Source organism: uncultured Flavobacterium sp., from assembly GCF_951805225.1.
In the GTDB taxonomy this organism is placed as follows: domain Bacteria; phylum Bacteroidota; class Bacteroidia; order Flavobacteriales; family Flavobacteriaceae; genus Flavobacterium.
Genome location: NZ_OX638201.1, coordinates 5,244,138 through 5,266,283 on the forward strand (window position 1 = coordinate 5,244,138; position 22,146 = coordinate 5,266,283).

Genomic DNA, 22,146 nt, shown 5'->3' on the forward strand with positions numbered 1-22,146 from the left:
CCTAATTAAAAATATGATAATATGATACCAGTGAAAGCTTATGCAGCCTACGATGCTGCAAATCCGTTAAAACCCTACACGTTTGAAAGAAAGGAAGTTGGTGCTCATCAAGTTCAGATAGAAATTTTATATAGCGGCGTTTGCCATTCAGATATTCATACTGCAAAAGGAGAGTGGGGACCTGTAAATTATCCCTTAGTTCCCGGACACGAAATTGTTGGACGAATCGTTGCCGTTGGTAGCGAAGTATCCAAATTTAAAGTTGGAGAATTAGCAGGCGTTGGTTGCTTTGTCGATTCTTGCAGAGTATGCCCGAGTTGTCAGGCTGGAGAAGAGCAGTTTTGCGACGAAGGAATGACAGGAACTTACAATAGCGTAGAAAGAGGAACAGATATCCCAACTCGTGGCGGATATTCTACTAGTATTATTGTTGACGAAAGTTATACACTTCATGTTTCAGAAAAACTTGATTTGCGTGGCGTAGCTCCTTTATTATGTGCGGGAATTACAACTTATTCTCCATTGCGTTATTTAAATGTTGGAAAAGGACATAAAGTTGGAGTTTTAGGACTTGGAGGTTTGGGACATATGGCGGTAAAATTTGCCGTTTCTTTTGGTGCCGAAGTTACGATGTTAAGCCATTCTCCATCTAAAGAAGCCGATGCGAAAAAACTTGGAGCGCATCATTTTGCTTTGACTTCAAATCCTGGAACTATGGAATCTCTTGCTAATAGTTTTGATTTTATCTTAAATACAGTTTCGGCAAAACACGATCATAATGCTTATTTGAATTTATTAAAAACCAATGGAACAATGATTGTTGTTGGCGCTCCGCCAGCTCCCGCAGAAATTCCTGTTTTTACTTTAATCATGAAAAGAAGAAGTATTATAGGAAGTTTGATTGGCGGAATCAAAGAAACTCAGGAAATGTTAGATTACTGTGCCGAACATAATATTACGTCAGATGTTGAAATAATCGATATGTCTTATATCAATGAAGCTTACGATCGTATGAATAAAAGCGATGTAAAATATCGTTTTGTAATTGATATGGCTTCTTTAAAATAGGTTCAAAGTTACAGAGTTGCAAAGGTTCAGAGGTTTTCTTGTTTTGGATAAATGCTTTGAATTTTTTAGAAATAAATATAAAACCGAAGAATCTTTCTTCGGTTTTTTTGTGCTTGATTGTTTAGTGTTGAAAATAAAACAGTTAGAGATTTGAGAATTATAAAAGTAAAGTGAGATTTTTTGAAGAATCGCAAAACATATTTTTCTTGTAATATTTTACTGTAAATGCTTTGAGCTCAAAATAATTAAATAAATTTGGTAGATAGACAATTTAAATTACTGAATAAATGAGCTTTATATTAAAACCTGTCGATGTTGTTGAGTCTATTTCCAGAGAAGATTTTAAAAAGAAATATTTAGATAAAAAGAAACCTTTAATTATAAAAGGGTTGACAAAAGATTGGCCTGCAAGAGAAAAATGGACAACAGATTATTTTAAGGAAATTGCGGGAGATATTGAGGTAAAACTAGTGGATAATTCCAAAGCCGATCCCAAGAAAGTAATCAATGCCTCGATTGCAAGTATGAAATTTGGAGAATATCTTGATTTAATAAAAAGAGAGCCAACACAATTGCGTATTTTTTTCTTCAATCTATTCAAACATAAACCTGAATTGGTTAATGATGTAAAAGTTCCAAAAGAATTAATGGGCGGTTTTATAGAAAGTATGCCAGCAATGTTTTTTGGAGGTTCGCATGCTTTTACCTTTTTGCATTATGACATCGATTTGCCGCATCTTTTTCACACTCATTTTGGAGGGAGAAAACATATTATTCTTTTTGATTATAAATGGAAAAAAAGACTTTACTGCGTTCCAAATACAACTTATGCATTAGAAGATTATGATGTTTCTAATCCCGATTTTGAAAAATTTCCCGCTCTAAAAGGTGTCGAAGGTTATGAAGTTTTCCTTGAACACGGAGATACATTATTTATGCCAACCGGAATGTGGCATTGGATGCGATATATTGATGGTTCTTTTTCGCTCAGTCTTCGGGCGTGGGATAAATCAATAACCCGAAAAATGGCAAGTGTTTGGAGCTTGTTCATGCATGGCGCAGTCGATAGCGCTGTAAAAATCGTTTTTAGAGAACGTTATGCAATATGGCGCGAGAAACTAGCTTTTAAAATTGCCGAAAGAGAATTAAAAAAGGATTTGAAAAAGGCAGGGTAATTCAGAATTAAGATTGAAATCACAAGTCAAAGAAATATTCCGTAGGAATTAGTGGTTGGTAGCAACGGAATTTATTCCGTTGAAAAAATGGAAATAGATTTTAGAAGTTCCGTAGCAACGATACAAATTTTGTTTTAATGATCCAATTTTGGTTTTATAAAAGGAAGTTGTATTCTGTTTTGATCCCATTTAATATCTTCAGAATAATATGAGGTATCTTTTTTCTTGTATTTAAGAACTGTATCTTCTTCTTGCGTTGTTCTTCTAATTAAGTATGTATCTATTTTGTTTTTATTTATAAAATTTAAAAAAGAGGTATTTTTGATAGTATCAGATTGGGATGCAATTGTTAAAACTCGTCTGCCACTTTCTTTATTAAGTATGTTTTCAGAAAGAAAGTCATTTAAGCTTTTCTCTGGTATTCGAACAATATCTTTTGGTTTTAAATCTAAAAAATGGGGGAGTGTGTCACTTTTGGAATGATTACCACAAATTCTCATGAAATAGTCTTTTTGATAAAAATAAAAGGCTCCTTTTTTATCGATAATAAGTTGGCATTCACTGTAAAAACCTCTGTTTGGTATTACAACTAGATTACTATTACTATTTGCTACCGAATCACTATATTTTTGAAGTTTTTTGTCTTCATACGAAATAATATAAGTATCAGTTTTATCGTGGCTTTCTTTTTTGGAACAATTCAAGATCAAAAAACAAAGTATTAAACCCGTTAATATTTTTTTCATAAAAGATAGATTTAAAATAAAGATATAAAAAAATCCCATCGGCCGAAGCGAATGGGATTTTATATGTTAAGAAGTCCGAAAACTATCTAATTGTATTATTTTGAATCAAATCGATGTACAAATTAATTTTGTCTTTCAATTCTTTTCTAGGCGTGATAAAGTCTAGGAAACCATGCTCTAAAAGAAATTCAGCAGTTTGAAAACCTTCTGGTAAATCTTTTCCTGTAGTATCGCGAACAACACGAGGACCAGCAAAACCAATCAAAGCTCCAGGCTCAGAAATATTAATATCTCCTAACATAGCATATGATGCAGTTGTTCCTCCGGTAGTTGGATCAGTACAAAGCGAAATATAAGGTAATTTTGCTTCGGCCAATTGAGCCAATTTTACAGATGTTTTTGCTAATTGCATTAAAGAATAAGCAGCTTCCATCATACGAGCTCCACCGGATTTAGAAATCATTACAAAAGGCAATTTGTTTTTGATCGCGTGATCAATACCTCTGGCAATTTTTTCTCCAACAACAGCTCCCATAGATCCACCAATAAAGGCAAAATCCATACAGCAAATTACAAGTTCTTTTCCTTTAGATTTTCCCACTCCTGTACGCACAGCGTCTTTCAGGTGAGTTTTCTCCATTACATCTTTCAATCTGTCAGCATATTTTTTTGTATCAACAAAATGCAGCGGATCTTTTGATGTCATGTTTTTATCTAATTCAACAAAATCATTATTGTCGAACAAAATTTCAAAATAGGTTGCGCTTCCAATTCTAACGTGGAAATCATCTTCAGGACTAACAAATAAGTTTCTGGCTAATTCGTCAGCGTCAATAATTTTTCCAGTAGGAGATTTGTACCACAATCCTTTCGGAACGTCCATCTTATCTTCAGTAGCAGTCGTAATCCCTTTTTCCTGTCTTTTAAACCAAGCCATATTGAATGTTTTTTTTTGTTTTAAGTTTCAAGTTTCAAGTTGGAAAACATGAAACTTGAAACCTGAAACTTTCAACTTTTTATTATAATGTATTTACGTTATTCAAGTCTGCAAAAGCTTGCTCAAGTCTTGTGTTGAATGTCACTTCGCTTTCACGTACCCATCTTCTTGGGTCATAATATTTTTTGTTAGGAACATCAGCACCTTCTGGGTTACCAATTTGAGATTTTAAATAGTCAATGTTTTTAACCATATAATCACGAATTCCTTCAGTATATGCAAATTGTAAATCTGTATCAATGTTCATTTTGATAACTCCGTAGCTAATACCTTCTCTGATTTCTTCAAGTGTAGAACCTGAACCTCCGTGGAAAACGAAATCTACCGGGTTATGTCCAGTGTTGAATTTGTTTTGTACGTAATCTTGAGAATTTTTTAAGATTTTTGGAGTTAATTTTACGTTTCCTGGTTTGTAAACACCGTGAACGTTTCCAAAAGCAGCTGCAATTGTAAATTTAGGGCTTATTTTAGATAATTCTTCATAAGCATAAGCTACTTCTTCTGGTTGAGTGTATAATTTTGAGCTATCAACATCAGAGTTGTCAACACCATCTTCTTCACCACCTGTAATACCAAGTTCGATTTCTAATGTCATTCCCATTTTGCTCATTCTAGCCAAATATTCTTTACAGATCTCGATGTTTTCTTCGATTGGCTCCTCAGATAAATCGATCATATGAGAACTGAATAATGGTTTTCCTGTTTCTGCAAAATGTTTTTCAGAAGCATCTAATAAACCATCAATCCAAGGTAATAATTTTTTTGCACAGTGGTCAGTGTGTAGAATTACAGTTGCACCGTAAGCTTCTGCCAAAGTATGAATGTGTTTTGCTCCAGCGATTCCACCAGCGATAGCTGATTTTTCACCTGCATTTGATAATCCTTTTCCAGCGTTAAATTGTGCTCCTCCGTTTGAAAATTGAATAATAACTGGCGCGTTTAGTTTTGCTGCAGTTTCAAGAACTCCATTGATTGTGCTTGACCCAGTAACGTTTACTGCTGGTAAAGCAAAACCTTTTTCTTTCGCATAATTAAAAATCTCCTGAACCTGATCTCCTGTAGCTACTCCTGGTTTAATATTGTGTGCCATTGTAATTTTTTTTATAGTTGTTTTTAGTTTTTAGGTTGCAAAAATAAGAATTAATTAGCATTAGAAAGGATAATTTATTCCAAAATTTAAAACAGAGTGCCCAAAATTGTATTCTTTAAACCAACGATCTCCCTCCGGATGTGCTGGATTATAGGTCTTAAAGCCCAAATCTAATCGAATTACAAAAAAGCTTAAATCGTATCGTAAACCGAATCCTGTTCCCAATGCAATTTCAGCTAAATCGTTTACGCTGTCGAATTTTGCCTTCTCATCAATCACATTATCGAGTACATTCCAGATATTTCCGGCATCTGCAAAGACAGCTCCTTTAACATCACCAAAAATTTTAAATCGAAGTTCAGCACTCATCGCAATTTTCATATTTGCCTCGTTAAAATCATTAACAGCATTCGTACTTCCAGGACCTAATGCATAAGGTTGCCATGCGCGGTTGTCATTTGAACCTCCGGAATAATAACTTCGTGAAAACGGAATATAATTTGAATTTCCAAAAGGAATAGCAATTCCAAAAAAGGTTCGAACCGCTAATACTTTTTCTTTACCAAAATCCCAGTGTTTGATATAATCAAATTCAGTTTTTATGTATTCTGAATATTCTAAGTTGAATATTTCGTAATTACCATTTGCATTTTTAGGCAAGTTTCCAATACTTGAAATAGCCGATAATAAAGTTCCTGCAGATTCTATTTTTGTTTTAAATTGATAGAAAGTATTATCAGCAAGATCTTTTTTGGTGGTTTTAGTAAACGTATAACTTGTTGCCAGAATAAAGTCATTTTCGGTCAAACGAATTCTTCTTTCTTCAATACTTTCAACATCTTTATATTGAGGATCTCCCGGTCTCAATGTGGTTTGATTGGTTAGTACTTCCTTAGTAAAACCAGTAGTTCCTTGAGGAATAGTAAGGTTTTTATTGTCTTGCTCTGCCGGATCTTGCCCCCAGTTTAAAGGATCGGTATTGTAATCTTTACCAATATTATTTAATTCATTATAGGAAGAAGTATAAACATTAAAATAATTACCCGGATTTAAGTTTCGTACAAATTGGGCGTTTAATAATTCCAGTTTTGCGGTATTGTTTCTTTTTGGAGACCAATTGTAGGCTATTCCGCCTGTGAAATTTTCTTTATCCAAACCAATATTTCTCTGTTTAGAAAAACCTGCAGAAACACTTGTGGAAGGAATCATCCTTTTCGGAATAATTTTCTCGGTTCCAAAAGGCATAAGTATTCTAGGGAAATTCAGTTTTAAATCAACACCATATTCCGAAACATTAAAAAAGTTATTATTCGGATTCGCCATATCCTTAGACGAACCGATGTTTAAACGTGTCGAAATTTCCAGTGTTTCAGCTCTGTTAAATACATTTCGAATAGTTTCAGAAATACTCGCTCCAATACCAAAATCCTGAATATTAGAATGTGTTACGTCAAAAGTAGCACCAAAACTATATTTTTTTCTTGGAGTCAAATAAACATTCGCAATTAAGGATTGTGCTGTTGAATCACGTTTGTCGACTTCATATTGAATCGAAGGATAATTAAAGATCTTTAAGTTGTTTAAATATCTTGACGAAAGAGTTGTTCTCGTGTCAGAGAAAGTGCTTCCTTTATTGATAAAAACAGCATCTGTAATAGCACGCGGTTTGTACTTTAATTTTTTATAACTGTATAAATTGAAATTATTATAAGTTGTACTATCTGTGATTTTGGTTTTTGCATTTGCAGGAGAATAATCAGTGTAAATATTGACGTCACTAATTTTGTACAACTTAAACGGTTCTGTTCTGCTTGAATCTCTTTCCTGAATATTGTTGTTGTTGACAATTAAAGTTACATCGGCTTTGTTCTTTTTACCAATAGTATCAATATCAAAAGTAACATAAGTAGGTTGGAAATAATAAGCACCGTGATTTCTAAAATAAGTAGTTATACGATTTTTTTCTTCCTCAAAATCAGAAGTTTTATATTGATTTCCGGATTTTAAGAATGATGGCTCATTGTTAGTTTTGTATAATGAGTCCAATGCAGGAGTCATTATATTAGTTTTGATAGTATCAAGAATGTACGCTGGACCTGTAGTGATATTGTAGTTTATTTTAGCCTTTTTTCGTGCAACACTATCTATAGTATAATCTGTAGCAACATTAAAAAAACCATTGTTGAAATAATAAAATTTCAAACGCAATAAAGACTTTTTTGTCTTTGCAGTATCAATAATAACTGGAGCTTCACCAGTACTTTTCAAGAATTCATGAATACCTTTGTAGAAAAAAGATTGTCCAAGGCGATCTACTTGTTTTGCAGATAATAATTTGGCTTGACGTTCGTAAAGACCCGGATTATTTTTGAATTTGGCTTTATAAGTAGAATCTGGATTTAAGTTGGCTAAATTGTATAAGTTAAGACGTAATTTAAAACCCAGCAAAGTACCATTTGGTTTTTGATACATTTGATTTGCGGCAGTTTCATCATTTGTAGACTTACCATTTACAAGAATATTATTTTTTACAAGAAGGTTTTTTCCATCGGGAACTCTTTTTACGGCATTACAAGCGCAAATAAATATTGCTATTAGGATAAATGCTATTATTTTTGTGGAATTCTTTTTCAAGTGTTCTTAAATATTTAATTCAAAAGTACATTATTTTATGGTTAGTAAAAACCAAATAAAACTTATCTCAAGTTTACATCAAAAAAAGCAACGTTTTGCAAATCAATTATTTTTCGCCGAAGGAGTAAAAGTAATTCAAGAATTGTTGCAATCCAATTTTGAATTAGAGCATTTATATACCACTCTAAACGATTTTGAAGCAGTTCAATCTTCAAAACGTACCCTTATAAATGAGCAAGAACTTAAAAAAATAAGCGCTCTAACAACTCCAAATTCTTGTTTAGCAGTCTTCAAAATTCCTGCCGAAAATAAAATAATTGATTCAGGTTTGATTATAGCTTTAGATGACATTCGTGATCCCGGAAATTTAGGAACGATTTTACGTCTTTGCGATTGGTTTGGGATTAAGCAGATTGTTTGTTCAAAAGAAACAGTTGATATCTATAATCCAAAAGTTGTACAAGCTACAATGGGTTCTATTGCCAGAGTAAACGTAAATTATGTTAATCTAGAAACTTTTATCAATCAGACAAATCTGCCGGTTTTTGGTACATTTATGGACGGAGATAATATTTATCAATCAAATTTACCTCAAAACGGAATTATTGTTATGGGTAATGAAGCCAACGGTATTTCGGCAGAGATTGAAAAAATAGTTACAAGCCGTCTCACAATTCCCAGATTTGGTGAGCTTCAAAAAACCGAAAGTTTAAATGTAGCAACCGCAACGGCAATTATCCTTAGTGAGTTTAAACGAAACAGTTAGGTTTTTGTTTTAGTGAAAAGTAAAATTAATTAAAATTGCTCGCGATTTCATAGAATCAATGTTGCCTGTCCAGCGACTTGGTCCATTTTCAGGATTATCGCGAATTAATTCGTCATTTATACCAAACATTCCTCTAATAGAAGGAGAGAAAATAAAATACTCAGAGAAAAAGTCAATTCCAAAACCAACTTCATAAGCAGAAGTCCATTGTTTAACTCTAAATTTCCCTTCGAAGTTATCGTCTTTTGATTTTGAGTTGCTCGACAAGTTTAATGTAGTCGATAATCCTCCAACTAAATAAGGGCGAATGTTTCCTGTTCTTAAAGAAGAGAATTTTAATAATAAAGGGAAATGTATGTAAGTACTGTTTACCTCTCTAAGATAAAAAGATTCTGTAGCTTCAGCAGTATGCGGATAATATAAATCACGTTTTGTATAATATAAACCTGGTTCAAATCGCAAATTAATATATTCCTGCAATCTTAAGTCGGCAACAACTCCAACATTAAATCCCGTTGTTTTTTTGACCTGAATATCATCCGGAACCGGATTTTTGTAGTCAATTTTAAAATCGAAACTGTTGAATCCTAAATAGTATCCAAAATACAGACGTTGTTTTTGCCAGTTTTCCAGATTAATAATAGGATCTTTGCTAAACATACTTTTAGCAAATTGCGAATATCCTTTTGAGGATAATAAGACTAATAAAATTAAGATTACAGTTTTTTTCATACTATTTTTTAGACGCAGAATAAATGGTTGCAACACCAAAAGTTTGAGGCAAAGCTACAACATCTATAAACCCAATTTTTCTCAAAATATTGTTTAACTTTTCTCCATAAGGAAAAGCAGCAGCAGATTCAGATAAATAACCGTAAGCAGAATTGTCTTTAGAAAACAATTTTCCTATGATTGGAAGTATGTTTTTACTGTAAAAATTATATCCTTGTTTGTATGGTGTTTTGTCCGGTACAGATGTTTCTAAGATTACAAAAACACCATTTGGTTTTAAAACTCTTAATATTTCAGAAAAACCTTTTTCCAGATTTTCAAAATTTCGAACTCCAAAACCAACAGTTATAGCGTCAAAATAATTGTCTTCGAAAGGGATGTTTTCAGAATCTCCCAAAACTAAATCAATAACACTAGAAAGTTTTTTTTCTTCTACCTTCTTTCTTCCAACTTCAAGCATTCCAGCTGAAATATCCAGTCCAATTATTTTTTCGGCATTAGTTTGTGCCATTAAAATAGCTAAGTCACCAGTTCCTGTAGCGATATCAAGAATGATTTTAGGTTTTGTATCCGAAACAATTTTCAATACTTTTTTGCGCCATTTAACATCGATTCCAAAAGAAATTACGCGATTTAAATTGTCGTAGTTCCCAGAAATGTTATCAAACATTTGGGCAACTTGCTCTTTCTTGCCTAAAGAAGAGTCTTTATATGGAGTTATTTTTTCAGACATTTTTTTTATTTAGGCAAATATAAACAATCTAGGTTAACTGTAATTGAGTTTTTTTATTTGTAAATCAAATGTTTTCAGAATGATTATTTGCTGTTAATTATAAGTGTGTTTTTGCATCACTAAAAGTGGGTATTTTGAAAAAATCACTAAAAGTGGGTATTGTGAGACATGTATTTAATGACCAATTTTGCTAAAGTAAAAATGATAAAATTTAATGATTGGTAGTTATAAATGACTCAAATCAAATGGGTACTTTTTTGCACTAGTAGTTCATTTGTTCTTGAAAGTAGTTTTGAAAGTATTGTTCTTGGGGTCAATACTCTTTTAAAAGTGCGAAATACGTTCTTAGGATTAAATTTGTTTTTGGAAATTTTAATTTCTTGCCTTTAATATCTTAGTGGTATTTGTTATTAAAGGCTCTTTTGAGACTTGTTCTCAATGTAACATTTATGTTATTCAGTTGTTTCAGATGTCTTTATGACATTTGTGATTTTTTTTCCAAAACTATTTCTCGAAAGAGGCAGATCTAAAAATCAATCGTTTTAAAAAACATCCTCCAAAAGAGGGTGTTTTTTTTATTTCTTTTTTTTATTTCTTAATATAAGTTTCATAAGTATAATCATAAAGATGTTTTTCATCTTTAAAATTTTCTTCCGTTTCTACAAGTTGCCATTCACTCTCGCTAATTTTAGGAAAAAAAGTATCAGCTTCAAAAGTATGATGCACTTTTGTTATTTCGATAATATCTGCATAAGGCAATCCCAGATTGTAAATTTCACCTCCGCCAATAATGTATGAATCTTCATTTTCAGGACATGCTGCAATTGCTTTTTCAATACTATCGACAACAATACAGCCTTCCGGATTATAATCTGTTTGGCGTGTAATTATTACGTGAACTCGGTTAGGTAATGGTTTTGGAAAACTCTCAAAAGTTTTTCTTCCCATAATAATATGATGATTGGTTGTAAGCGATTTGAATCTTTTAAAATCATTTGGCAAGTGCCAAACCAATTCATTATTTTTTCCAAGGGCATTATTTTCGGCAACAGCCGCTATCATTATAATCATGGTATGCTAAAACTAAATTTTATTTTTCTGTATCCTCATTTATTCTGGATTCTAATTGACTGATTCTTTTTTGCTGTAAAGCAACAAGTCTGTCAATTTGTTCTCTTTCCCATTTTTTATTCATGAAACGGTCCGTAATATAAACTTTTATAAAGTGTAAAATAAAGAGAAAGAACCATATTGTTATAGCCCAAATACACCAATTTTGGTTGGTAGAATCTCCAAAACCAAAAAATCTGTTAGCCACAAATAAAAATAATCCTCCTAGCAGAAAAAGCACAAAATGAAAATAAAGCACTTTTTTTTGCTTGAGTCTTCTCCTGGCATATTCGTATTGTTCGTGTACTTCTTTTTCCATGTGATGTAAATGAGATTATAAAGTTAAAATTTATTTTGAAAACACAATATTTTGAAGTCATAATATTTGTTTTAAAATGAGTTACGAATTCGGAATGCAAAATTTATCATGCCATAAATTATCGATATGATTTAAATAATAGTACGTTTTTGATATTATCGTAAATCGATTGTGTTGATATTAAAAGTTCATTTGATTTGTGTAATTTAGTGTATGAATCTAAAAACTAAATAGTTATGTCTTTGAAAAAACAATTTATCAAAACGAAGCCGGTAGTTAAAGTAACATTTTCTATTGATGCTAAAGATGCAAATTCGGCTGCGGTTGTAGGAGATTTCAACAACTGGAATATTGAAGAAGGAACTTTAAGTAAGTTAAAAAACGGAACTTTTAAAGCTACTTATGACTTAGTAAAAGATGCAATTTACGAGTTTAAGTATATAATTGACGGAAGTTATGTTAATGATCCTGAGGCAGATTCTTATAAATGGAATGATTTTGCGGGAAGCGAAAACAGCGTTTTAGTTGTATAAAAAAATCCGCTTAAATTTTAAGCGGATTTTTTTATAATTTATACAGCAACACTTCCTTTAATGCCGGCATGTGGCTCGTAATCTACAAGAGTGAAGTCATTATAATCAAAATCAAAAATGTTTTTAATCTCTGGGTTCAAAATCATTTTTGGTAATGGTTTTGGCTCACGAGTCAATTGCAATTCTAATTGTTCAAAATGATTGTTGTAAATGTGGGCGTCTCCAAAAGTGTGAATGAATTCTCCATATTCTAAATCGCAAACCTGAGCAATCATCATTGTCAATAAAGCGTAAGAAGCTATATTAAAAGGAACTCCTAAAAAGATATCAGCACTTCGTTGATACAATTGACAAGATAATTTTCCCTTAGTTTCTCCTTTTTCAGTATCAGGACTTGTTACATAAAACTGAAAAAACGCATGACAAGGAGGTAAAGCAGCTTTGTTATTGGCTACGTTTTCCTCAAATGACTTTTTGGTATCCGGCAAAACAGAAGGATTCCATGCTGAAACCAACATTCTGCGGCTGTTTGGATTTGTTTTTAGCTCTGTAATTAATTCAGATATCTGATCAATTTCTTCGCTATTCCAATTACGCCATTGATGTCCGTAAACAGGTCCTAAATCTCCGTTAGAATCTGCCCATGCATCCCAGATTTTCACTCCGTTTTCCTGAAGATATTTAATATTTGTATCGCCTTTTAAGAACCAAAGCAATTCGTAAATGATCGATTTTAAGTGTAATTTTTTGGTTGTAACCATTGGGAAACCTTCACTTAAATCAAAACGCATTTGGTAACCAAAAACACTTTTTGTTCCGGTTCCGGTTCGGTCTCCTTTTTGATTGCCGTTTTCTAAAACGTGTTTTACTAAATCTAAGTATTGCTTCATTTTTTGTTTATTCGGTTATTCGTCTAATTGTTTAATCGATTTAACGAATAAACAAATCAACGATTAAACAATAATTTTATCTTTTCGAGATTTCGTCTCTGATTTTTGCTGCTTTTTCATAATCTTCCTGAGAAACTGCCTGATCTAAAAGTTCATTTAGTTCCTGTAGACTATGTTTTGCATAAAGATCTCCAGATTGATTTGTTTCTTCTTCATGTCCAAAAGTTTCCGGATTAGAAAGTACATCATCAATTTCCTGAGAACCCTGATCTGTTTCGGCAGTATTTGATTTTAGATAAATCCCTGCTTTGTCCAGAATGTTTTTATAAGTGAAAATTGGAGCATTAAAACGTAATGCCAATGCAATTGCATCAGAAGTTCTCGCATCGATAATTTCTTCGATTTTATCTCTTTCGCAGATTAAACTCGAATAAAAAACACCATCAACAAGTTTGTGAATAATCACTTGTTTTACGACAATATCAAATCTTTCGGCGAAGTTTTTGAACAAATCGTGTGTTAACGGACGAGGAGGTTTTATTTCTTTTTCTAAAGCAATAGCGATTGACTGTGCTTCAAAAGCACCAATAACTATAGGTAATTTTCTTTCGCCATCGACTTCATTCAAAATTAAGGCATAAGCGCCATTTTGAGTTTGACTGTATGAAATTCCTTTTATGGATAATTTTACTAGACTCATATATGTGGGTAAAAAAGGGCAATTAATGCCTCATTTTAGTACTTTTTTTGATTGAAAAATAAAGGTGCAATTTTAATCAAAAAATATGGAACAAAAAAGCCACCTAAAACAAAGATACGATTATCTTGTTTTTAGGCAGCTATATTTTTATAGAGATTTTTAAATTAAGAATGTTGAGCTTTAAAAGCTTTTAATTTCTCAATTAACTTAGGTACAATTTCGAATGCATCTCCAACAACTCCATAATCAGCCACTTTAAAGAAAGGAGCTTCTGGGTCATTATTGATAACCACTTTTACTTTTGATGAGTTGATACCAGCAATATGTTGGATCGCTCCAGAGATTCCTATTGCAATATATAAGTTAGTTGCAACTGGTTTTCCTGTTTGTCCAACGTGCTCGCTGTGAGGTCTCCATCCTAAATCAGAAACCGGTTTAGAACATGCAGTTGCAGCACCAAGTACAGCAGCTAAATCTTCTACCAATCCCCAGTTTTCTGGACCTTTCAATCCACGTCCGCCAGAAACTACAACATCAGCATCAGCGATAGAAACTTTTCCTGTTACTTTTTCTACAGATTCTACTTTTACTCCAAAATCATTGTCTCCAATTGTTGGGTTAAAGTCTTCTTCAGTTGCAGATCCTGCACTTTCGAAAATTCCGTAAGAGTTTTTAGCTAAACCAAGAACTTTTACATCTGTACTGATTTCAGTAATGTTGAAAGCTTTGTTTGAGAAAGCATTTCTTTTTACCTGAAAAGGAGAAGTGCTTATTGGTAATCCAACAACGTTAGAAGCAAAACCAGCATTTAAAGCCACTGCAACTAATGATGAAAGATAAATACTGTCTGTAGTCGAAGAAAGTAAAACTACTTTTGTTCCTTCTTTTTCAGCAGCTTGTTTGATAACATCGGCGTAAGCCTTTGCTGTAAAACCTGCTAATTTATCGTTGTTTACTTTTAATACTTTATCAACTCCGTATTTAGATAACTCGCTTACATCACTAATGTTAACTGTTAAAGCGGTTACAGTTGTTCCTAAAGTTTCGGCTACTTTTTTAGCGTAAGAAGCTAATTCAAAAGCAACTTTTTTAAATTTTCCTTCTGCAGATTCTGCATATATTAATATTGACATAATAATTTTAGATTTTAGATTTTAGAATTCAGATTCTTTAAGACTGAACACTTAAAACTGATTACTGAATACTAGATTACTTTCGCTTCGTTGTGTAATAAATTGATTAACTCATCTAAATTATCAGGAGAAACTAATTTTACTGCTGATTTTGGAGCTGGTTTTTCAAATTTCACCGCTTTTGTATTTACTGGAGCGTCAACCGGCTCAAGAATAGTAAGAGCTTTTGTTCTTGCAGTCATAATTCCTCTCATGTTTGGAATACGAAGATCTTTTTCTTCAACAAGACCTTTTTGTCCACCAATAATTAATGGTAAAGTTGTGCTTACAGTTTCTTTTCCACCATCGATTTCACGAACTGCTTTTACATTATTTCCGTCAACAGTTAATGCTGTACAAGAATTTAAAAAGTTAGAACCTAAAATTCCTGCGATCATTCCAGGAACCATTCCACCATTATAGTCAAGAGATTCTTTTCCTGCAATTACAAGATCGTAACCTCCGTTTTTAATTACTTCGGCAAGTTGTTTTGCAACAAAAAAACCATCAGTTGGATTCGCGTTTACACGAATAGCTTCGTTTGCACCAATTGCCAATGCTTTACGCAAAGTTGGCTCAGTATCAGGACCTCCAACATTAACAACAGTTACAGTTGCACCTTGTTGTTCTTGAAACCAAATTGCACGTGTCAGACCAAACTCGTCATTAGGATTAATTACATATTGTACACCATTGGTATCGAATTCTGAATCACCATTGGAGAAGTTGATTTTTGAAGTAGTATCAGGCACGTGGCTGATGCAAACTAATATTTTCATAAGTATATATTTTATATTTATAATATTCTTTTACAAATTTAGAAATTAAAATCGGAATAATATACTATGCATGCATAATATTTTTTAAAAACTATTACGATTTCGCAGATTATGAAATTTTAGTGCAGTTTGGTCGCAATCGAAAAGAGATAATCCAGTCATTGCTATTGATTCTTAGGAATTTTGCAATGTATGAAGCTTTGACAACTGTTAAATTTGACGATAGAATATACTAGCTTTTGAATTATTACGTTTTAAAGGAAGAATTCTAAAAAAATAGAATCCAACAAAAAAAGTAGAGTTTGTCTGAAAACCGTTTTAGGAATGAAAGAGATGCTTTTACATCGATTTCGTAACTATCACAATAAATTTTAAAAAGTTAAAAAGCGAAAGGCGAGAGGAAGTTCGTGTGATTTTAAATCTAATTTATGCTTTTAAGTTATTTAAAATATTTATTTTTGCTCTTCAGAAAATTCAACATACAATATAAATATGAGAACAATACAATTTAGAGAGGCCATTTGTGAAGCGATGAGCGAAGAAATGCGTCACGATGAATCCATATATTTAATGGGCGAAGAAGTTGCAGAATATAATGGAGCTTACAAAGCTTCAAAAGGAATGCTTGCTGAGTTTGGCGAAAAAAGAGTAATCGATACTCCAATTGCTGAGCTTGGTTTTACAGGAATTGCAGTAGGATCAGCTATGAACGGTTGTCGTCCTATTGTTGAGTATATGACATTCAACTTCTGTTTAGTAGGTATTGATCAAATTATAAATAACGCTGCTAAAATGCGTCAAATGACAGGAGGACAATTTAATGTGCCTATCGTTTTTCGTGGACCAACTGCTTCTGCAGGACAATTAGGAGCTACTCACTCACAAGCTTTAGAGAACTGGTTTGCTAATACTCCTGGACTTAAAGTTGTTGTACCTTCAACTCCTTATGATGCAAAAGGACTTTTAAAATCTGCAATTCGTGATAATGATCCTGTAATTTTTATGGAATCTGAGCAAATGTATGGTGATAAAGGTGAAGTGCCAGACGGAGAATATACAATTCCGTTAGGAGTTGCTGATATTAAACGTGAAGGAAAAGATGTAACAATTGTTTCTTTTGGAAAAATCATTAAAGAAGCTTTTATCGCTGCTGATGAATTAGCAAAAGAAGGAATTTCATGTGAAATTATCGATTTAAGAACAGTTCGTCCAATGGATAAAGATACTATTCTTACATCTGTTAAAAAGACAAACCGTTTAGTGATATTAGAAGAAGCTTGGCCATTTGCAAGTGTTTCATCTGAAATTACATATATCGTTCAGGAACAAGCTTTTGATTTCCTTGACGCACCAATTCAACGTATTACTACTGCTGATACACCAGCACCTTACTCTCCTGTTTTACTAAAAGACTGGTTGCCAAACGCAGCTGATGTAGTAAAAGCAGTAAAGAAAGTAATGTACAAATAGTAAATTAAACAATACTCTTAAAACTTCATCAGTCATATTAATTGATGAAGTTTTTTTTTGCCAGATGATAAAAAAAATAATTTTACTCAGCCTATTTTTTGTATTCGCTTTTGTGAATATTGCTACTGCACAAACTAAAGTGAGTGGAATTGTTTTGGATAAAACAAATCAGCCTGTTCCATTTGCTAACGTTGTTTTTAAAGGTTCAAATATTGGAATAGTTTCTAATGAAGATGGTCGTTTTTATTTGGAATCACCAAATACATATACCGCTTTATTAATTACATCAGCAGGATTTTCAGATCGTGAAGTTCCTTTGGAAAAAGCCGTAAATTATGATTTTAAAATTGTTTTAAGCGAAGCCGAAGCATTGAATGAAGTTGTAATTTTTACAGGAAAAACATCCAAAAAGAATAATCCGGCATTGGATATTTTGAGAAAAATTTGGGAACGAAAACGTAAAAACGGTTTGTACCAATTCAATCAATATCAAATGCAAAAGTACGAGAAAGTTGAGTTTGATATGAACACAATTGACAGTGCTTTTATGAAGAATAAACTCTTTAAAGGAATGGAGTTTGTCTTTAATCACGTTGATACTTCGGATGTTACCGGAAAAACATACTTGCCTATTTTTATCAACGAATCAGTATATGATGTTTACGGAGATAATAAATTAAAGAAAACAAAAGAAAATATTACAGGAAGTAAAACCTCTGGATTTAACGGAAATCAACAAATTCTGGCATTTGTAAAAGACCTTTATTCAGATTATAATATTTACGACAATCACCTTAAATTTTTTGATAAAAGTTTTACAAGTCCGCTTTCAAGAACCGGAATCGACGTTTATAACTATGTATTAAAAGACAGTGCTTATATTGACAAAAAATGGTGTTATAATATCGTTTTTTATCCAAGACGAAAAAATGAATTGACCTTTAAAGGAGATTTCTGGGTAAACGATACCACTTTTGCTATCAAGAAAATTAATATGGGCGTGACCAAAAGTGCCAATATTAACTGGGTAAAAGATATTTATATCGAACAAGAGTTTGAAGTAGAAAACGATTCTGTTTTTCTATTAACGCGTGATTACATGATGTCTGATTTTGCTTTGAATAAAAAAGAAAAATCAAAAGGCGTTTACGGAAAACGAACGACTTTATATAGAAATCATAAATTTAATCTTCCTAAACCAGAGAAGTTTTATAAAGAAGAAGTCAATTATATAGACAATGCTGTTTATGATCGACCGCCCGAATTTTGGGATGAAAATCGTTTCGAAAAATTGAATAAAGACGAAGCAGGAATCTACAAAATGTTAGATACTTTGCAAACGGTCAAGAGATTCAAGCAACTTTATAGTTTAGTTTCTATTTTGGGAAGTGGTTATGTCGAGTTCAAAAACTTCGATTACGGACCCATTTTCTCTACATTTGGCTACAACGAAGTCGAAGGATTAAGAGTTAGAGTAGGAGGAAGAACATATTTTGGACCAAACGATCCTTGGCGTTTACAAGCTTACACCGCTTACGGTTTTGACGACAATAAATTCAAATACGGAGTTTCAGGTAAATGGATGGTTGATAAACAAAAACGTGTTATAATTTCTGGAGGAAATAGGCGAGACATCGAGCAAATTGGAGCTAGTTTAACCACTACAAATGATATTTTAGGGCGAAGTTTTGCTTCATCTGCATTATTTACAACTGGAAGTAACGGGAAATTAACCAATATTAATTTGAGCAATGTTTCTGTAGAAATGGAGCCAATTAAAAACTTTGTAGTTTCGGCTGGTGTATCTTATAGAACATTAGAATCAGCATCACCAACCTTTAGTTTAGATTATTACACCACTTTGCCAACGCCCGCAAATCCTGCCGGAGTTATACAAAGTGCAGTAAAACAGTTTGAGGCTAATGTTCAGTTCGAATTAATGCCAAAACGTAAAACGATTGGTTTTGGAGTAGAACGTGATCTTGTTGATAGTCCGTTTACTCATTTCTTTGTGAATTTTAGTTATGGCCTAAAAGGAGTGATGCAAAGTGATTTCGCTTACGAAAAAATACAATTATATTACAAACAGCCTATTATTATAGGGCCATTAGGAAGATCAAATATTATCCTTGAAACCGGAAAAACATTTGGTACAATTCCGTTAGGATTAATGAGTGTAATTCCGGGTAACCAGACTTATTTTACGATCGAAAATACGTTTAGTAACCTAAATTTCTACGAATTCATAACCGATCAGTATACCACTTTACAATGGAATCATGATTTTGGTGGAAGATTATTTGCCAGAATTCCATTTATGAGAAAATTGAATTGGAGAGAATTTGTTGGGGTAAAAGGAGTTTACGGAACTATTTCTAATGCCAATAGAGCAATAAATGCTTCGGACCAACCTTATAATGCACCAGAAAATGTGTATTGGGAATATAACGCCGGAATTGGAAATATCTTTAAAGTTTTCCGAATTGATTTCTCTTGGAGAGGAAGCTATTTAAACACACCAGATGCCAATAAATTTGCAGTAAAAGGATCTTTTGGATTTTATTTCTAACCAACATTTAGATTCTTCGCTTTCATAATTATAATTAACAAATAATATTTTATGAGTGAAAACCAAGTGGGTAATAAAATGAGCTGGACAACTAATCTAAGAGTTGTAGCAACGATTAGTGTAATTCTTGTACATGTAACAGCAGAGATTTTATATCAATATGGTTATGTCTCAAATTTTGTTTGGTGGACTGGAAATGTTTATGATAGTTTTGTGCGTTTTTGCGTGCCTGTTTTTGTGATGCTAACAGGAGTTTTGATGTTAAGCAGAACATACGAATTAGGCGAATTCCTTAAAAAAAGATTTTCCCGAATAGTTTTACCTTTCTTGTTTTGGAGTTTTGTTTATGCAATGTTTGCACTAAATGATAATATTTCGGCAGGTCATGAAATGTCTTTTTCGGAAATTATCGAATGGGTAATTCATCTATTACTAAATGGCAGCTCCTATCATCTCTGGTATATTTATATGATTATCGGAATATATCTATTCGTGCCAATCATAAGTAAATGGATTCAAAATGCTACTGAAAAAGAGATCTTGTATTTTATATTCATATGGATATTCACCCTATTTATTAATCAGCCAGCTTTATGTAGATTCCGAATTAATGTTGATTTAACTTATTTTTCAGGGTTTATAGGATATTTGGTTTTAGGATATTATTTGTCAATCAAATCTTTTTCGTTTCCCAAAAGAATAATTAATGCAGCTGCGCTATTTTTAGTATTTGTTGGAGTGAGTATTACAATATTTGGAACCTATTTTTTATCCCGCGATAACAATAGTTTTGAAGAGTATTTTTATAATTATAATACTCTAAATATTTTAATGGTTTCAGTTGGTCTTTTTCTTTTTTTTAAGAATCTGGAAATTACCAATTCTGTAGTATTAAAAATCAGTAATTTTATCAGTAAATACAGTTACGGAATTTACTTAATACACGTTTTAATTTTACGATTCTTGTGGACAATTAAAATAGATTATGATTTTATAAATCCGGTATTTGCTATTCCTTTAGTAACTTTAATGTGTCTCTTCATTTCTACTTTGATTATATATTCTATAAATAAATTGCCTTATGGTAAATATATATCGGGATAGAATAATTAAAAAATCTGCATGAAAGAAACTTTGCGGTTTCAGGTTTCTACGAGATTATTTTTTTTACTTATTTTTAGAAGCTATTCCCACTATCCGCTTGTATCTTTTCCTGGCTAAAGAAGCCAGAAAAAGGATACCGCTTCAAACGAAGTTCACTGAACTCCGATTAAAATGAAAGTTAAGTGAAGTAATCGGGGCTAAAAAACTCTTAGTTATGCAAGAAGCTATAGATTTTCTATCAACTAAAAATCCAATATTTCAAGAAATTATCGACAAATATGGATTGCCTCCAATCCCAAAACGTCCGCAAGGTTTTGAAACATTGGTTTTGTTAATTCTCGAACAACAAGTTTCTGTAGATTCGGCGAAAGCCACATTTTTAAAAATCAAAGCTTATACAACTTGCAATCCGGAAACGATGTCTATTTTATCAGACGAAGAATTTCGGAACCTTGGCGTAAGTCGGCAAAAAACAAAATATATCAAAATTTTAGCAGAAGCTGTTTTAAACAAAGAATTAGATATAGAAAGTCTCTCCACAAAATCTGCACAAGAAGTACGGGAAGAACTCATTAAACTAAAAGGAATCGGAAATTGGACAATTGATATCTACCTCATGTTTTGTTTGCAAGAACCTGATTTAATTCCGTTGGGAGATATTGCAGTCATAAATACCATCAAAGAATTACTTGATATTCACGACAAACAAGAAATGGAAATCCATGCAAAACAATGGAGTCCGTATCGTTCTTATGCGACATATTTGCTCTGGCATTATTACTTAAATAAGCGAAACAGGAAAATTACCTATTAACTGTCTGTTATATAAATGGAAAAGTATATTAATTAATGAATAAATACAGAGATTAATGTACTTTTTTCATTGTAAAAAAGGATTCTTTAGTTACTTTTGCAATCGAAATTATAGAAAAAATAAAAAACGAAAATGACCGCAGACAAACTAACGACTTTCGATGTATTAATCGAAATACCAAGAGGAAGCAGAAATAAATACGAGTACGATTTTGAAATCAAAAGAATGCGTTTCGACAGAATGTTATTCTCTTCAATGATGTACCCAGCTGATTACGGATTTATTCCAGAAACTTTAGCACTTGATGGAGATCCTCTTGATGTATTAGTTTTAATAAACGAGCCAACTTTTCCTGGTTGTGTTATAGAAGTAAAACCAATTGGTGTTTTCCATATGGCAGATGATAAAGGACCAGACGAAAAAATCATTTGTGTACCAGTTTCAGATCCAATCTGGAATTCATTAAATGACCTTTCAGATATTAACGCACACTTATTGAAAGAAATCGAGCATTTCTTCCAGGTTTACAAAGATCTTGAAAATAAACAAGTAGATGTAGAAGGCTGGGGAGACGTAAACGAAGCATTTGCAATTATTGCTGAATGTACTAAGCGTTTTGATGACATTGAAAATAAACCAGAGGGATTATTTAGTATTAAATAATTTTTTCCTTATTCTATTATAAAAAAAGCAATACTACCGTTAGGAGTATTGCTTTTTTGTTTAAATTCGTTTTACTTAGTTT

21 protein-coding genes are annotated in these 22,146 nt (G+C 32.4%); 9 read left to right on the plus strand and 12 right to left on the minus strand.

Annotated features, from left to right (window positions below):
• Positions 1-21 precede the first annotated feature (21 nt).
• Positions 22-1,068, plus strand: coding sequence for an NAD(P)-dependent alcohol dehydrogenase (locus WN975_RS21900; protein ID WP_337968346.1), 1,047 nt, complete (start codon positions 22-24; stop codon positions 1,066-1,068).
• 287 nt (positions 1,069-1,355) lie between these two features.
• Positions 1,356-2,243 (plus strand): cupin-like domain-containing protein, encoded by an 888-nt coding sequence (locus WN975_RS21905; RefSeq protein WP_337968347.1) that lies wholly within the window; start codon positions 1,356-1,358, stop codon positions 2,241-2,243.
• Between the two features lie 134 nt (positions 2,244-2,377).
• Here the strand turns inward: WN975_RS21905 and WN975_RS21910 are convergent, their stop codons facing one another.
• The 4 genes from WN975_RS21910 to WN975_RS21925 all read right to left on the minus strand — a co-directional run bounded on the left by WN975_RS21910 (position 2,378) and on the right by WN975_RS21925 (position 7,710).
• The gene (locus tag WN975_RS21910) at positions 2,378-2,989 is read right to left on the minus strand and encodes a hypothetical protein (protein ID WP_337968348.1); all 612 of its coding nucleotides are present in this window, start codon (positions 2,987-2,989) and stop codon (positions 2,378-2,380) included.
• An 82-nt stretch (positions 2,990-3,071) separates the two neighbouring features.
• Positions 3,072-3,926: an acetyl-CoA carboxylase, carboxyltransferase subunit beta gene (gene accD, locus WN975_RS21915; protein WP_099710569.1), complete on the minus strand. Its 855-nt coding sequence runs from the start codon at positions 3,924-3,926 to the stop codon at positions 3,072-3,074.
• A gap of 82 nt (positions 3,927-4,008) precedes the next feature.
• A complete protein-coding gene (gene fbaA / locus WN975_RS21920; RefSeq protein ID WP_099710570.1) occupies positions 4,009-5,076 on the minus strand; it encodes a class II fructose-bisphosphate aldolase in 1,068 nt (355 codons plus the stop codon).
• A 60-nt stretch (positions 5,077-5,136) separates the two neighbouring features.
• Positions 5,137-7,710: a BamA/TamA family outer membrane protein gene (locus WN975_RS21925; protein WP_337968349.1), complete on the minus strand. Its 2,574-nt coding sequence runs from the start codon at positions 7,708-7,710 to the stop codon at positions 5,137-5,139.
• 37 nt (positions 7,711-7,747) lie between these two features.
• Between WN975_RS21925 and WN975_RS21930 the strand changes: the two genes are divergently transcribed.
• Entirely contained in the window at positions 7,748-8,476 is a 729-nt protein-coding gene (locus tag WN975_RS21930) for an RNA methyltransferase (RefSeq protein ID WP_337968350.1), read from the plus strand.
• Positions 8,477-8,485: 9 nt separating this feature from the next.
• Here WN975_RS21930 and WN975_RS21935 read toward each other — a convergent pair whose 3' ends face one another.
• The 4 genes from WN975_RS21935 to WN975_RS21950 form a co-directional block, all read right to left on the minus strand.
• Positions 8,486-9,208 (minus strand): porin family protein, encoded by a 723-nt coding sequence (locus WN975_RS21935; protein WP_337968351.1) that lies wholly within the window; start codon positions 9,206-9,208, stop codon positions 8,486-8,488.
• Position 9,209: 1 nt separating this feature from the next.
• Positions 9,210-9,941, minus strand: a complete 732-nt coding sequence (gene ubiE / locus WN975_RS21940; protein ID WP_337968352.1) for a bifunctional demethylmenaquinone methyltransferase/2-methoxy-6-polyprenyl-1,4-benzoquinol methylase UbiE — start codon at positions 9,939-9,941, stop codon at positions 9,210-9,212.
• Between the two features lie 588 nt (positions 9,942-10,529).
• Positions 10,530-11,012 carry a dihydrofolate reductase gene (locus WN975_RS21945; protein ID WP_099710575.1) on the minus strand — a complete coding sequence of 161 codons (483 nt, stop codon included), beginning with the start codon at positions 11,010-11,012 and terminating at the stop codon, positions 10,530-10,532.
• A gap of 19 nt (positions 11,013-11,031) precedes the next feature.
• The gene (locus tag WN975_RS21950) at positions 11,032-11,370 is read right to left on the minus strand and encodes a 2TM domain-containing protein (protein ID WP_337968353.1); all 339 of its coding nucleotides are present in this window, start codon (positions 11,368-11,370) and stop codon (positions 11,032-11,034) included.
• A gap of 236 nt (positions 11,371-11,606) precedes the next feature.
• Between WN975_RS21950 and WN975_RS21955 the strand changes: the two genes are divergently transcribed.
• Positions 11,607-11,903: an isoamylase early set domain-containing protein gene (locus tag WN975_RS21955; RefSeq protein ID WP_099710577.1), complete on the plus strand. Its 297-nt coding sequence runs from the start codon at positions 11,607-11,609 to the stop codon at positions 11,901-11,903.
• Between the two features lie 38 nt (positions 11,904-11,941).
• On the opposite strand, the gene WN975_RS21960 is transcribed toward WN975_RS21955, so the two are convergent.
• The 4 genes from WN975_RS21960 to WN975_RS21975 all read right to left on the minus strand — a co-directional run bounded on the left by WN975_RS21960 (position 11,942) and on the right by WN975_RS21975 (position 15,444).
• Positions 11,942-12,793 (minus strand): thymidylate synthase, encoded by an 852-nt coding sequence (locus tag WN975_RS21960; RefSeq protein WP_099710578.1) that lies wholly within the window; start codon positions 12,791-12,793, stop codon positions 11,942-11,944.
• A gap of 76 nt (positions 12,794-12,869) precedes the next feature.
• Positions 12,870-13,493, minus strand: coding sequence for a bifunctional nuclease family protein (locus WN975_RS21965; protein ID WP_099710579.1), 624 nt, complete (start codon positions 13,491-13,493; stop codon positions 12,870-12,872).
• A gap of 164 nt (positions 13,494-13,657) precedes the next feature.
• Entirely contained in the window at positions 13,658-14,626 is a 969-nt protein-coding gene (locus WN975_RS21970; protein WP_337968354.1) for an electron transfer flavoprotein subunit alpha/FixB family protein, read from the minus strand.
• A 71-nt stretch (positions 14,627-14,697) separates the two neighbouring features.
• On the minus strand, positions 14,698-15,444 hold the full coding sequence (locus tag WN975_RS21975) for an electron transfer flavoprotein subunit beta/FixA family protein (RefSeq protein WP_041516527.1): 747 nt from the start codon (positions 15,442-15,444) through the stop codon (positions 14,698-14,700).
• A 492-nt stretch (positions 15,445-15,936) separates the two neighbouring features.
• On the opposite strand from WN975_RS21975, the gene WN975_RS21980 reads away from it, so the two are divergent.
• The 5 genes from WN975_RS21980 to WN975_RS22000 all read left to right on the plus strand — a co-directional run bounded on the left by WN975_RS21980 (position 15,937) and on the right by WN975_RS22000 (position 22,064).
• A complete protein-coding gene (locus WN975_RS21980) occupies positions 15,937-16,914 on the plus strand; it encodes a pyruvate dehydrogenase complex E1 component subunit beta (protein ID WP_099710581.1) in 978 nt (325 codons plus the stop codon).
• A gap of 67 nt (positions 16,915-16,981) precedes the next feature.
• Positions 16,982-19,483, plus strand: a complete 2,502-nt coding sequence (locus WN975_RS21985) for a DUF5686 family protein (RefSeq protein WP_337969013.1) — start codon at positions 16,982-16,984, stop codon at positions 19,481-19,483.
• A 51-nt stretch (positions 19,484-19,534) separates the two neighbouring features.
• Positions 19,535-20,587, plus strand: coding sequence for an acyltransferase family protein (locus WN975_RS21990; protein WP_337968355.1), 1,053 nt, complete (start codon positions 19,535-19,537; stop codon positions 20,585-20,587).
• A gap of 214 nt (positions 20,588-20,801) precedes the next feature.
• Complete coding sequence (locus WN975_RS21995) at positions 20,802-21,401, plus strand: DNA-3-methyladenine glycosylase 2 family protein (RefSeq protein WP_337968356.1); 600 nt, start codon at positions 20,802-20,804, stop codon at positions 21,399-21,401.
• A gap of 132 nt (positions 21,402-21,533) precedes the next feature.
• Complete coding sequence (locus tag WN975_RS22000) at positions 21,534-22,064, plus strand: inorganic diphosphatase (protein WP_121327173.1); 531 nt, start codon at positions 21,534-21,536, stop codon at positions 22,062-22,064.
• The last annotated feature ends 82 nt before the right edge of the window (positions 22,065-22,146 follow it).